The sequence below is a fragment of the Methylobacillus sp. genome, from assembly GCF_036844465.1.
Lineage (GTDB): Bacteria > Pseudomonadota > Gammaproteobacteria > Burkholderiales > Methylophilaceae > Methylobacillus.
In genome coordinates this window covers 150,375-163,072 of sequence record NZ_DAIUFW010000006.1, presented here as the reverse complement: position 1 = coordinate 163,072, position 12,698 = coordinate 150,375, and the positions used below count along the sequence as shown (strand labels likewise).

12 protein-coding genes are annotated in these 12,698 nt (G+C 54.0%); 7 read left to right on the top strand and 5 right to left on the bottom strand.

Going from position 1 to position 12,698, the window contains the following annotated elements; translation table 11 throughout:
* The first annotated feature begins 4 nt into the window (after positions 1–4).
* On the top strand, positions 5–1,240 hold the full coding sequence (locus V7Z75_RS09835; protein WP_334108443.1) for a multifunctional CCA addition/repair protein: 1,236 nt from the start codon (positions 5–7) through the stop codon (positions 1,238–1,240).
* A complete protein-coding gene (locus V7Z75_RS09830) occupies positions 1,237–1,788 on the top strand; it encodes a GNAT family N-acetyltransferase (protein WP_334108442.1) in 552 nt (183 codons plus the stop codon). The genes V7Z75_RS09835 and V7Z75_RS09830 overlap by 4 nt, the downstream gene beginning before the upstream one ends.
* Before the next feature lie 42 nt (positions 1,789–1,830).
* Here the strand turns inward: V7Z75_RS09830 and slmA are convergent, their stop codons facing one another.
* The 5 genes from slmA to V7Z75_RS09805 all read right to left on the bottom strand — a co-directional run bounded on the left by slmA (position 1,831) and on the right by V7Z75_RS09805 (position 6,629).
* Positions 1,831–2,409: a nucleoid occlusion factor SlmA gene (gene slmA / locus V7Z75_RS09825; protein ID WP_334108441.1), complete on the bottom strand. Its 579-nt coding sequence runs from the start codon at positions 2,407–2,409 to the stop codon at positions 1,831–1,833.
* A 46-nt stretch (positions 2,410–2,455) separates the two neighbouring features.
* The gene (locus V7Z75_RS09820) at positions 2,456–3,121 is read right to left on the bottom strand and encodes a pyrimidine 5'-nucleotidase (protein ID WP_334108440.1); all 666 of its coding nucleotides are present in this window, start codon (positions 3,119–3,121) and stop codon (positions 2,456–2,458) included.
* Positions 3,122–3,136: 15 nt separating this feature from the next.
* Positions 3,137–4,021 (bottom strand): acetylglutamate kinase, encoded by an 885-nt coding sequence (gene argB, locus V7Z75_RS09815; RefSeq protein WP_334108439.1) that lies wholly within the window; start codon positions 4,019–4,021, stop codon positions 3,137–3,139.
* A 195-nt stretch (positions 4,022–4,216) separates the two neighbouring features.
* Complete coding sequence (gene argA / locus V7Z75_RS09810) at positions 4,217–5,782, bottom strand: amino-acid N-acetyltransferase (protein WP_334108438.1); 1,566 nt, start codon at positions 5,780–5,782, stop codon at positions 4,217–4,219.
* 109 nt (positions 5,783–5,891) lie between these two features.
* On the bottom strand, positions 5,892–6,629 hold the full coding sequence (locus V7Z75_RS09805) for a 16S rRNA (uracil(1498)-N(3))-methyltransferase (protein ID WP_334108437.1): 738 nt from the start codon (positions 6,627–6,629) through the stop codon (positions 5,892–5,894).
* Positions 6,630–6,684: 55 nt separating this feature from the next.
* Between V7Z75_RS09805 and V7Z75_RS09800 the strand changes: the two genes are divergently transcribed.
* From V7Z75_RS09800 to V7Z75_RS09780, 5 genes are all read left to right on the top strand, one after another.
* On the top strand, positions 6,685–7,251 hold the full coding sequence (locus tag V7Z75_RS09800; RefSeq protein WP_334108436.1) for a thioredoxin family protein: 567 nt from the start codon (positions 6,685–6,687) through the stop codon (positions 7,249–7,251).
* Between the two features lie 235 nt (positions 7,252–7,486).
* Entirely contained in the window at positions 7,487–9,475 is a 1,989-nt protein-coding gene (gene tkt, locus V7Z75_RS09795) for a transketolase (RefSeq protein ID WP_334108435.1), read from the top strand.
* 73 nt (positions 9,476–9,548) lie between these two features.
* Positions 9,549–10,550, top strand: coding sequence for a type I glyceraldehyde-3-phosphate dehydrogenase (gene gap, locus V7Z75_RS09790; RefSeq protein ID WP_334108434.1), 1,002 nt, complete (start codon positions 9,549–9,551; stop codon positions 10,548–10,550).
* A 16-nt stretch (positions 10,551–10,566) separates the two neighbouring features.
* On the top strand, positions 10,567–11,748 hold the full coding sequence (locus V7Z75_RS09785) for a phosphoglycerate kinase (protein ID WP_334108433.1): 1,182 nt from the start codon (positions 10,567–10,569) through the stop codon (positions 11,746–11,748).
* Between the two features lie 208 nt (positions 11,749–11,956).
* Complete coding sequence (locus V7Z75_RS09780) at positions 11,957–12,691, top strand: S1 family peptidase (protein WP_011480467.1); 735 nt, start codon at positions 11,957–11,959, stop codon at positions 12,689–12,691.
* Positions 12,692–12,698: the final 7 nt, after the last annotated feature.

Genomic DNA, 12,698 nt, shown 5'->3' with positions numbered 1-12,698 from the left:
CGTTGTGCAAATCTATACCGTAGGCGGCGCAGTCCGCGATAGGTTGCTGGGATTGCGAATCAAGGACAGGGATTATGTCGTCGTTGGTGCCACACCAGAGACCATGGTGCAGCTCGGCTACCGCCCCGTAGGCAAGGATTTTCCGGTATTCCTGCATCCCGAAACGCATGAGGAATACGCCCTGGCGCGCACCGAGCGCAAAACGGCCAAGGGTTACAAGGGTTTCCAAGTATATGCCGACCAGGATGTCACGCTGGAACAGGACTTGGCGCGGCGCGACCTCACGATCAACGCGATTGCCGAGGACGGACAGGGCAACCTGATCGACCCTTACCACGGCGTGGCAGACTTGCAAGCCAGGGTCTTGCGCCATGTAAGCCCTGCATTCAGTGAAGACCCTGTCCGTATTTTGCGTGCAGCACGTTTTGCAGCACGATTCACCGAATTCACTGTGGCGGACGAAACCATGGCGCTGATGCGCCGGATGGTGGAGGCTGGCGAGGTGGATGCGCTGGTGCCGGAGCGCGTATGGCAGGAGCTGGCCAAGGGCCTGATGGAGCAAAAACCAAGCCGCATGTTCGAGGCGCTGCGTGCTTGCGGCGCGCTCGAGCGGTTATTGCCTGAGTTGGACAAGCTATTCGGCGTGCCGCAAACCGCCAAGTACCATCCCGAAATCGATACCGGCATTCATGTGATGATGGTGGTGGATTATGCCGCCCGCATGGGCTTCAGTCTGCCGGTGCGCTTTGCCGCGTTGACGCATGACCTCGGCAAGGGCATAACGCCTGCAGATATCCTGCCCCGGCATATCGGCCATGAGGAGCGTAGCGTCGCGCTATTGCAGCCGCTGGTACAGCGCTTGCGCGTACCTAACGATTGCAAGGAGCTGGCGCTGGTAGTGGCGAGATTCCACGGCAAGGTGCACCAGGTCGGAGAAATGCAGCCCGCCACGGTGCTGCGATTCCTGCAGGATACCGATGCCTTGCGCCAGCCAGCGCGGTTTCGCGATTTCTTGCGCGCATGCGAATCCGATGCCAGGGGACGTCTTGGTTTTGAACGTCAGGAGTTGCCGTATTTCCAACTATTGCTAGATATTCTGGAAGTAGTGATGAAGGTGGATGCGGGAGTGGTCGCGCGGCAGCAATCTACTCCTGCCACGATCAAAGAAGCAGTATTCGCAGCGCGCGTTACTGCGATGAAGCAGGCATTCAGTTTTCCCTTGAACCAGAGGATGTTGTGAACTCCGGCAATATCTCGCCCGTCGGTTTCCGCTTGGTGGATTGTACCCATGAAAAACATGCTGCGGATATCCTCGCTATCCTCAACCACGCCATCGTCAATTCCACGGCATTGTACGATTACCACCCCAGGTCGCCCGAAATGATGGAAGCATGGTTCTCGGCCAAGCAGGAGGCGGGATTCCTGGTTGTGGGCGTAGTGGATGCCGCTGGCGTGTTGGCAGGGTTTGCCACTTGGGGAACATTCAGGATGTTTCCGGCCTATCAATATACGGTGGAACACAGCGTGTACATTAAGCCGGGATACCATGGGCAAGGGCTGGGAACGTTACTGCTGCAAGAGTTGATCCGCCGCGCGGCATTGGCCCGGCTCCATGTGCTGGTTGGATGTGTCGATACGGCGAACGAGGCCAGCGTCAGGCTGCACCAGCGCCTGGGATTCACGCATGCAGGCAGATTAAAGGAGGTCGGGTATAAGTTCGGGCGATGGCTGGATACGGATTTCTACCAGCTCATCCTTGATACACCGGACAACCCCCAAGAGAATTGAAAAAGCCCCGCTGTGCGGGGCTTTTTATGCTGAAGTGAGTGTTTATTCTTCCAGGCCGTATAGTAGTGTCAGTTGCTGCTGCACGTATTCCATCGGCTTGCGCTTGTAACCGCTCTTGGCAAACTGATGCCAACGCCCAATCACAAAGCAGATCAGCAGGTTAGCCTGGGATTCAGGATCCAGCTTGCGGCCAGTCTGGGTTTCGGCAATGCGCAGGCTTTGCTTGAGCGTGGATTCAATGCGGTCGAACAACTGGTTGATGCGGGTTTGCAGGCTGGCATCCTCATTCACGAGCGCATCACCGATCAGTACGCGTGTCATGCCGTGGTTTTTTTCCGCGAACAGTAGCAGGATGGTGACGATGCGGCGCGTCTGGCGCAGCCCTTCGGTTTCTTCAGTGGTGATCTTGTTGATCAGGCCAAACAGGGTCTGCTCGATGAACTCAATCAAGCCGTCGAACATCCTGGCCTTGCTGGGAAAGTGGCGGTAGAGGGCTGCCTCGCTGACTTCAAGTCTGGCGGCCAGGGATGCGGTGGTGATCTTCTCACGCTTGGGAGATTCCAGCATCTTGGCCAAGGTTTCCAGAATCTGTTGTTTGCGCTCTCCGGGTTTTAAAGCCATTTCTTTACCTCTTGGTTATGAACTAAGGCAGAAAGTCGGACAGGGATCACTCCCTTGTTTCCCGCCTGTTATAAGTTTTATAAAGCCAGGTGTGGGGCAATTTCAGCACGTTGGAAATACGGGCATCCACATAAGCAGGCCGCCTGAGCCGGGATGAAACATGAATGGTTTTCATGCCTAGCCGTTTGGCCGTCATCAATGCCGGCAGGCTGTTCTCAAGCAGGATGCAATTGCCTGCCTGCACACCCAATGTTTGTAGTAAATGCTGAAAGCCGCGCATTGCAGGTTTGGGATGGAAGCCCGAGGACTCCACGCTGAACACCTGATCGAATACGTCTTCGACAGTCAGTAATTCTAGCACTCTTTTGGCATAACTCATCGGCGCGTTAGTGAATACTACCTTACGTCCGGAGATTTGCTGCAAGGTATGCCGCAATCTTTTGACAGATTTCACCATGCGCGGCAAATCGTCGAGCCGGTGGGTTTGGTGCAGGAAATGATGAGGAGGCACTCGGTGATGGCGCATCAAGCCCTTGAGCGTGGCGCCGTAGGTATGCCAGTAATGTTGGCGCAGCAGGCAGGCTGCTTGCTCTTCCAGCTTGAGTTCGCGCATGATGTAGCGCGTCATTTCGATATGCAGATGCGGGAAGATTGCCGCATCTGCATCATGCAGCGTGTTGTCGAGGTCGAAAATCCAGACCTTGCGTGACATGAGGTGAGTGTGTGTTTACTTTGCGGTAATCATGGTGCCGACGCCGGCATCGGTTAATACTTCCAGCAATAATGCATGTTCCACGCGGCCATCAATGATGTGTACGGATTTCACACCGCTGCGGGCAGCGTCCAATGCGGAACTGATCTTGGGCAGCATGCCGCCGGAGAGGGTGCCATCTGTGACCAGGTCGTCGATCTGCTTGGGTGTGAGGCCGGTGAGCAGGTTGCCGCTCTTGTCGAGTACGCCGGGCGTGTTGGTGAGCAGGATGAGCTTTTCCGCGCCGAGGATTTCCGCCAGCTTGCCGGCGACGACATCCGCGTTGATATTGTAGGTTTCACCATCTTCGCCCACGCCGATCGGGGCAATCACTGGAATGAAGTCGCCGCTATCGAGGAACTGGATCAGGCTGGGGTCGATACCGCTGATTTCGCCTACCTGGCCGATATCGATCTTGTTGGCGGGGTTTTGCAGATCCTGCACCAGCAGTTTGCGCGCATGGATGAAATTGCCATCTTGCCCCGTCAGGCCGACCGCCTTGCCGCCATTGCGGTTGATGAGGTGGACGATTTCCTTGTTCACCTGGCCACCCAGCACCATTTCCACGATGTCCATAGTTTCTTCATCCGTGACGCGCATGCCTTGGATGAATTCGCCTTTTTTCCCCAGTCTGTCGAGCAATTCGTTGATTTGCGGACCACCGCCATGCACCACGATAGGGTTCATGCCGACCAGTTTCAGCAATACGACATCGCTGGCGAAACATTCTTTCAGATATGGGTCGGTCATGGCGTTGCCGCCGTATTTGATGACGATGGTCTTGTCGAAGAAGCGCTTGATGTAGGGTAGGGCTTCTGCGAGGGTTTTTGCCTTGTTGATGGCAGCGTTTTCGGTTTGCATTGGTTCTCTCTAAACGATGGGCGAGTGAATGAACAGAGGTGCGCCTATTCTAACCGGTTTGTCATGAAAATCACGCGAAAGACGCAATGAAGGCGACCTGAATGCTAACTGCTGATTTGCTGGAAATTGTTGCTGTTATTGAATGTGTGTGAGATCTGTTTATTGATCACCAATAATTAGGTAAGTAGACCTTCCTTAGATTTGCTTGGTGAATACTTTTGAGCGGCGTTGCAGGTTATAGAGTTTCTTTTTTTCGCCAGGTAGATGCTCGACATCGGTTTCCTTGAATCCGCGTTCCAGGAACCAATGTTCGGTGCGAGTGGTGAGCACGAAGATGGAGCGCATGCCGGATTCGCGCGCGACCGCTTCGCAATAACCAAGCAGACGGTCGCCGCGTCCTCCACGACGGAAGGAGGAGTGCACGGCCATGCAGGCCAGTTCAGCTGTTTTTACCTCAGGAAATGGATAGAGGGCGGCGCAGCCGATGATCTTGCCGTCGTGCTCCATCACATGGAAATGGTTGATTTCCATTTCTAGCCGTTCGCGGCCACGGCGCACCAGGATGCCCTCGTTTTCCAGCGGTTCTATCAGTTGCAGGATGCCACCGACATCGGTGATGTCTGCCGGCCGCATAGCCTCCAGCGCATCCTCGGTAATCATGGTGCCTATGCCGTCATGGGTAAACAGCTCCTGCAGGATGGCGCCGTCCACATGGCGACTGATCAGGTGCGTGCGTGCCACTCCTTGCTCGCAGGCGCGTATTGCGGCAGGCAGGTAATACAGTTCGTCCTCGGTGATTCTTTGCGGGCCGTTGTTGCCAATGTGCCGCAACAGGTTTCTGGCCTTGTCCGTGGTCATCTCGCGCAACAGCTCGCCACGGATATTGTGCACACCGCTGGAATCCATGAGGAAAATCAGTTTGTCCGCATCCAGCGCAATTGCGGCGCTGGTGGCGACATCCTCCAGTGTCAAGTTGAACACTTCTCCCGTGGGCGAATAGCCCAGCGGAGACAGCAACACCAGTTCGCCATCATCAAGACGTTTTTGGATACCTATGGCATCCACCTTGCGCACTTCGCCTGTGTGTTGCAGATCCACACCCTCCCGCACGCCCAATGGCTTCGCGGTGACGAAATTGCCGCTGGCAACGCGGATATCGGCACCAGCCATCGGGGAGTTGATCAGGCCCATGGAGAGCAGGGATTCGATTTCCACGCGTACCGCACCATTGGCCTCCTTGACTGCTTCCATGGCTTCATCGTCGGTGACGCGCAGCCCATCGACGAGATGGGTTTTCAGGCGCGAGCGTTTCAGCCGGCTTTCGATCTGCGGGCGGGCGCCATGCACCAGCACCAGGCGCACTTCCAGGCTGGCGAGCAGATTGAGGTCATGGGATAGGGCGACGAATTGACCGTCATCGACAACCTCGCCACCGAAAGCGATCACGAAAGTGCGCCCGCCGAATGCATGGATATAGGGCGCGGCGGAACGGAACCAGCGTACAAACTCCTGCGGCTGGTGCAGGGTGATGCGCGAAGTGTTGGTGCTGTTGCCGCTTTCTGCATCGCTTTGTGCATAGAGGGAAGCCGCCGTGCAATCCAGTGCCGCGCAAAGTTTGTGCAACATGGCTTCGGAGATACCTTGTGTTCCGCGTTCGATACGGGAAAGGTTGCCGCTGTTGGCATTCACCTTGCGGGCGAGTTCCTGCAGTGTCATATTGAGCGCCTTGCGACGCATGCGGATTGCGGTGCCTAAAGCCATGTGGTTGCATGTCCCGTGTGTTGAGGTGGCAAAAATTGCGTTCAGCGCATATTTTTATAGCAAACAGACACAGAATGCAATTTTATGCGCAGGAAATTTGCTTGCAGATTTAACGCAGGAAGTCGCCCCAGAGTGATTGCATGCTGGCGATGGCAGCCAGGGCGGCGGTCTCTGTGCGCAAGATGCGTGGCCCCATGCGTACGGTGGTATAGCCATGTTGAGCGGCAAGCCGGATTTCATCATCGGTCAACCCGCCCTCTGGCCCGATGAGTAGGTGAATGTGGTGGCCAGGCGCCGTCATTTGCGGCAGGGTGACAGATGCATCGGGCGCCAATGTAATCAAGCTATCTGCATCGGGCTTCTGCGCTAGCCAATCCTGCAGGTCCAGTGGCATGGCGACTGTTGGAATGGTAGCGCGGCCCGATTGCTCGCAGGCGGAAATGACCACGTTCTGCCAATGTTCGCGGCGCTTTTCGGCACGATCGCCTGCTAGCTTGACGATGCTGCGCTGGCTGGCAACCGGCTGGATGGTAGCTACGCCCATTTCCACGGCTTTCTGGATGGTAAAGTCCATACGGTCGCCAGAGGAAATCGCCTGTACCAAAGTGATGTGCAACGGCGATTCCGTATCGCAGGCGACTGCTTGCAGAATATTGGCGGTGACAGCCTGTTTATTGATGGTTGACAGCGTGCCGTGGTAGTTGTTGCCATCGCCATTGAACAGGACGACTTCATCTCCGACCTGCATGCGCAGGGCGCGACTGGCATGCGTGGCGGCATTGTTGGTTAATGTTGCGAATTGTCCGGGCAGCAATGTGTCCGGGTGATAAAAGCGTGGAGTGGCCATGGGTGGTGATAACATTGCGAACGAATCGGGAATTCTAATAGAAGGAGTCTATGTAATGGCAAGTCTTAACCCACCTGTATGTGAATTCGGCTGGAAAGCGCCAGATTTTGACCTGTTCGGGGTGGATGGGCGGCGCTGGTCATTGTCGCAGGTAAAAGGTGTTAATGGCACCTTGGTGATGTTCATCTGCAATCATTGTCCCTATGTGCAGTCCATACGCGCAAGGCTGGTGGCGGATGTGCATGCCTTGCGGGAGCTGGGTATCAATACTGTGGCCATTTCCTCCAATGATGCTGCGACCTATCCTGATGACTCTTTTGAGAAGATGGCGGAACTTGCTCGCGAGTTCCATTTCCCTTTTCCGTATCTCTATGACGAAAGCCAGGAAGTGGCTAAGGACTATGGCGCAGTATGTACGCCGGATTTTTTCGGCTTCAATGCGCACCTGGAGCTGCAATACCGCGGACGGTTCGACAATCAGGGGCGGGTGATGACGCCGGTGGAGTATCCCACGCGCGATCTCTATAATGCGATGAAGCACGTGGCAGAGACCGGGCGCGGGCCATTGGAACAGGTGCCTTCGATTGGGTGCTCGATCAAATGGCGCGAGACGGCGGAATGATTTTTTGTTCAAACAGGTCTATAGCGAGACGGCAAAAGCATTAGTCTTGATATTGGTATTGCTGAAACCGCCCATCTCAGGAATAATTGCAGCATAAATACCTCTCCGTCGCTGTGGTTTGCGACAATTCAGCATTCCGACAACTCAGAGGATTTCCAAAGAAATTTGAGTAAGGCTTCCTTCAGCTTTTTTGTGCTGGAGAAGCCTTGTTCTTTTCAACCGTAGGGAGATATGTATGGCAGCAACTCGTCAAGAATTGGCAAATGCCATCCGCGTGTTATCCATGGACGCAGTTCAGAAGGCAAATTCTGGACACCCAGGTGCACCGATGGGCATGGCAGATATCGCAGAAGTTCTGTGGAACCACCATCTGCGCCACAATCCAACCAACCCTAACTGGGCTGACCGTGACCGTTTCATTCTGTCCAACGGCCATGGCTCCATGTTGATCTACTCCTTGTTGCATCTGACAGGCTACGACCTGAACATGGATGACATCAAGTCTTTCCGTCAATTGCATTCCCGTTGCGCTGGTCACCCAGAATACGGTTATGCACCTGGCGTTGAAACTACTACTGGTCCTCTGGGTCAAGGTATTACCAATGCGGTTGGTTTCGCGATGGCTGAAAAGCTGCTGGCTGACCAATTCAACAAGCCAGGTCACGACATCGTTGACCACTACACTTACGTATTCCTCGGCGACGGCTGTCTGATGGAAGGTGTTTCCCACGAAGCTGCTGCGCTGGCTGGTACATGGGGCCTGGGCAAGCTGATCGCGGTTTGGGATGACAATGGCATCTCTATCGACGGTCACATCGAAGGTTGGTATACAGACGATACAGTAAAGCGTTTTGAAGCTTACGGCTGGCACGTCATTAGCGTTGACGGTCACGACTTTGATGCTGTGAACGCTGCTATCGAAGAAGCTAAGAAAGTCACTGACAAGCCAAGCTTCATCGCGGCCAAGACTATCATTGGTAAGGGTTCTCCAAACAAGTCCGGTTCCCACGATTGCCACGGTTCTGCACTGGGCCTGGAAGAAGTTGCTGCAACCCGCGAAGCACTGGGTTGGACTCACGAGCCATTCGTTATTCCTGAAGAAGTTTACGCAGGCTGGGATGGCAAGGCTAAGGGTTCCAAGCTGGAAAGCGATTGGGATGCTAAGTTTGAAGCTTACGCTAAGATCTACCCAGCAGAAGCAGCTGAATTCAAGCGCCGTATGGCTGGTGACTTGCCAGCTAACTGGAAGGAAGCCACTGATGCATTCATCAAGGCAACCAACGAGAAGGCTGAAGGCGTTGCTACACGTAAGGCTTCACAAAATGCGATTGCTGCACTGGCTCCAGTATTGCCAGAATTCCTTGGCGGCTCTGCTGACTTGACAGGATCTAACCTGACTAGCTGCTCCAGCTTCAAGCACGTTGATGGCAAGAACCCAGGTAACTACATCTCCTACGGTGTGCGTGAATTCGGTATGTTCGCGATCATGAACGGTATGGCACTGCACGGTGGCTTGCTGCCATTCGGTGGTACTTTCCACATGTTCTCCGACTACGCTAAGAGCGCATTGCGTATGGCTGCATTGATGAAGCAGCGTACTATCGCTGTTCTGACTCACGATTCTATCGGTCAGGGCGAAGATGGTCCTACTCACCAACCTATCGAAAACACTGCTGGCCTGCGTTACATTCCTCGTATGGATGTGTGGCGTCCTGCTGATTCCGTTGAAACTGCGATTGCATGGGTTGCTGCTGTTGAACGCAAGGATGGTCCTTCCAGCCTGGTGTTGAGCCGTCAGAACGTACCTGGCATCAAGCACGACGAGAAACACTTCGACCTGGTTCGCAAGGGCGGTTATGTGTTCTCCGACGTTGAAGGCAAGGCAGACGTGATCATCATCAGCAACGGTTCCGAACTGGATCTGGCGATCAAGGCTGCGGCTGAACTGAATGCTGCTGGTACCAAGGTACGCGTGGTTTCCATGCCATCTACCAACGTATTCGATCGTCAAGACCAAGCCTACAAGGACAGTGTATTGACTCCAGGCGTGAAGCGCGTAGCTGTTGAAGCAGGCGTGACTGATTTCTGGCGCAAGTATGTTGGCCTTGAAGGTGCTGTGGTCGGTATCGACACCTTTGGCGAATCTGCTCCAGGTGGCGCGCTGTTCAAGCACTTCGGCTTCACTGTTGAAAATGTAGTGAACACTGTTAAATCCGTGTTGTAATCGCATGATGTAACTGAAGAAAAAAGGGAGTCAGCTGCTGGCTCCCTTTTTGTTTTTCTAGAGGGAGAATTCTATGACAATCAAGGTTGGCATCAACGGCTTTGGCCGTATCGGTCGCATGGCATTCCGCGCCGCAATGAAAGATTTTACTGATATTGAAATCGTCGCCATCAACGACTTGCTGGAACCGGATTATTTAGCTTACATGCTCAAGCACGACTCCGTGCATGGTCGTTTCAATGGTGAAGTGTCTGTCAGTGGCAACAATCTGATTGTAAACGGCAAAACCATTCGCCTGACCGCAGAGAGGGATCCTGCAAACCTGAAGTGGGATGAGGTCGGTGTGGATGTGGTGGTAGAATGTACCGGTTTTTTCCTGACCGAAGAAACCTGCCAGAAGCACATTGCCGCGGGCGCCAAGAAAGTGGTGCAATCGGCGCCTTCCAAGGACGATACTCCCATGTTCGTCTATGGCGTGAATCATGATACCTATCAGGGGCAAGCCATTGTTTCTGCAGCTTCCTGCACCACCAACGGTCTGGCACCTGTCGCCAAGGTGCTGCACGACAATTTTGGCATCAAGCGTGGCCTGATGACTACCGTGCATGCGGCGACCGCGACCCAGAAAACCGTGGATGGCCCATCCAACAAGGACTGGCGCGGTGGCCGTGGTATCCTGGAAAACATCATTCCCTCCTCCACTGGCGCAGCCAAGGCGGTGGGCAAGGTCATTCCCGAACTGAACAAGAAATTGACTGGCATGGCGTTCCGCATTCCGACCAGCGACGTTTCCGTGGTGGACCTGACCGTGGAATTGAACAAGGAAACCACCTACGACCAGATCGTGGCGGCGATGAAGGCGGCTGCCGAGAGCGGCCCGCTCAAGGATGTGCTTGGCTTCACAAATGAAAAAGTGGTGTCCACCGATTTCCGCGGCAACGTCTGCCCATCCATCTTCGATGCCGATGCTGGTATTCAGCTAGACCCGACTTTCGTCAAGATCGTGGCCTGGTACGACAATGAATATGGCTATACCTGCAACATGATGCGCCTGGTGCGTCATATCGCCAGCTAGGCTAGGAGTAAAAGCAATGACCGTAATCAACATGACGGATCTAGACCTCGCGGGCAAGCGCGTTTTCATCCGTGCTGACCTCAACGTGCCGGTCAGTGACGGCAAGGTGACGTCTGATGCCCGTATCACTGCTTCCATCCCCACCATCCGCCGTGCGCTGGACGCCGGTGCGCGCGTGATGGTGACTTCCCACCTGGGTCGGCCGGAAGAAGGCGTGTATTCCGAGGAGAACTCTTTGCAACCCGTGGCGAATGTCCTTGCTGAAAAGCTCGGCCAACCCGTGCGCCTCGTCAAGGACTGGGTCGATGGCGGCTTTGACGTGGCGGAAGGCGAGGTGGTCTTGCTGGAAAATTGCCGTTTCAACAAGGGCGAGAAAAAGAATGTCGAGGAAACTGCGCGCAAATATGCCGTACTTTGCGACGTGTTTGTGATGGATGCTTTCGGCACCGCGCACCGCGCGGAAGCTTCTACCTACGGCATCGCGCAATATGCGCCAGTTGCTGCGGCTGGTTTGCTGCTCACTGGCGAACTGGATGCGCTGGGCAAGGCATTGCACCAGCCCGCCCGCCCCATGGTGGCGATTGTCGGTGGCTCCAAGGTCTCTACCAAGCTCACCGTGCTGGAAAGTCTTGCTGAGAAGGTAGACCAGCTCGTGGTTGGTGGCGGCATCGCCAATACCTTCCTCAGGGCCTCCGGCAAGCCGGTCGGCAAGTCGCTGTGCGAGGATGATCTTGTGCCTACCGCGCAGGCGCTGATGAAGGAAATGGCGGACCGTGGCGCGGCGGTGCCGATTGCTGTTGATGTGGTGTGCGGTAAGCAGTTTGATGCCAACGAGCCCGCCGTGCTCAAATCGGCGGATGATGTGGCGGATGACGACATGATCTTCGACATCGGCCCCGAATCCGCCAAGCAACTGGCGGATATCATCATGAGCGCAGGCACCGTGGTCTGGAACGGCCCGGTCGGCGTATTCGAGTTCGACCAGTTCGGCAAAGGCACCAAGACAATCGCCGACGCCATCGCCAAGACCAAGGCCTTCACCCTGGCCGGCGGCGGCGACACCATTGCTGCGATCCAGAAATACGATATCTATGACAAGGTGTCTTATATCTCGACGGCGGGCGGGGCATTTCTGGAATTCCTTGAAGGCAAGAAATTGCCGGCGGTGGAGATTTTGGAACAGCGTGCTAAAGGTTGATTGCTAAGATAAGCCTAAAAATAAAGGAGCCTGCGGGCTCCTTTATTTTTTTGTAAGATCTCTTTTGGATGCGTGTAGCAAAGCCAAGTTGCTGTACTAGTTATTTGTTGATATCCAAGTGTTGTTTGAAAAGATGATTTGCTACTATCCTACTGTATCTAAGTTAGGATGGCCGATTAATTTTTGATACTAGAATGAAGGAAAATTTGTGATTTTAACAAGCACTCTTCTTTCGCTCGTTTCGGTAAGTGTATTGCCTCCCGAAAATGTAATGAGCTTTGGTACAGGGTTTTTTTATAACCGCAATGGGGATTTTTTTACAAATCGGCATGTGATTTCAGAGTGTCGTGATGGATCTATTCATGCGAGAACCTCTGATGGTGCTTGGCATCCAGTGAGTCTACTAGCGATTGATACACAAGCAGACTTGGCTGCCGGGAGTATTAACAAGCCAGTTGATGCTTTTGCTTCAATACGTGTATATGGAAATACAGGGAGCGTATCCGTTCCAACTGAGACGGAAGATATTTTTAGTGCGGGGTTTTCTGCTCCAGAGCGCAACCGTTTTAGGTTGCAAACAAAGTGGGGGCAGATTCAAGTATGGAGCGATCCAAACGAAGAGCCGTTCATACAGCGTATGCGTATGGATGCTTTTCCCGGGGCATCAGGTTCGCCGATCCTGGATTATGCTGGTCTCTTGGTAGGTATTCTGTTTGCTGGGTCAAAATACCCTGCTCCAAACATTAATACGCTGAGTTCAGCGGGTTACGGAGATAAATGGATTTTCTTTTATAACAATAATGCAATCGTCGAGTTCGCTAATAAATATCAATTATCTTATTCTGCTTGGGGGAAGTGGCAACGGCAGGATCCTATATTTATCGCTGACCATGCGCAGAAAATCACAGTTTTGCTAGCCTGTCAGACACAGGGTGATATCTAAATGATGA

Excerpts from the sequence above, each read along its gene's own strand:
- slmA (WP_334108441.1), bottom strand. The coding sequence starts at position 2,409 with ATGGCTTTAAAACCCGGAGAGCGCAAACAACAGATTCTGGAAACCTTG.
- V7Z75_RS09820 (WP_334108440.1), bottom strand. The coding sequence starts at position 3,121 with ATGTCACGCAAGGTCTGGATTTTCGACCTCGACAACACGCTGCATGAT.
- argB (WP_334108439.1), bottom strand. The coding sequence starts at position 4,021 with ATGCAAACCGAAAACGCTGCCATCAACAAGGCAAAAACCCTCGCAGAA.
- argA (WP_334108438.1), bottom strand. The coding sequence starts at position 5,782 with ATGGCTTTAGGCACCGCAATCCGCATGCGTCGCAAGGCGCTCAATATG.
- V7Z75_RS09805 (WP_334108437.1), bottom strand. The coding sequence starts at position 6,629 with ATGGCCACTCCACGCTTTTATCACCCGGACACATTGCTGCCCGGACAA.
- V7Z75_RS09800 (WP_334108436.1), top strand. The coding sequence starts at position 6,685 with ATGGCAAGTCTTAACCCACCTGTATGTGAATTCGGCTGGAAAGCGCCA.
- tkt (WP_334108435.1), top strand. The coding sequence starts at position 7,487 with ATGGCAGCAACTCGTCAAGAATTGGCAAATGCCATCCGCGTGTTATCC.
- gap (WP_334108434.1), top strand. The coding sequence starts at position 9,549 with ATGACAATCAAGGTTGGCATCAACGGCTTTGGCCGTATCGGTCGCATG.
- V7Z75_RS09785 (WP_334108433.1), top strand. The coding sequence starts at position 10,567 with ATGACCGTAATCAACATGACGGATCTAGACCTCGCGGGCAAGCGCGTT.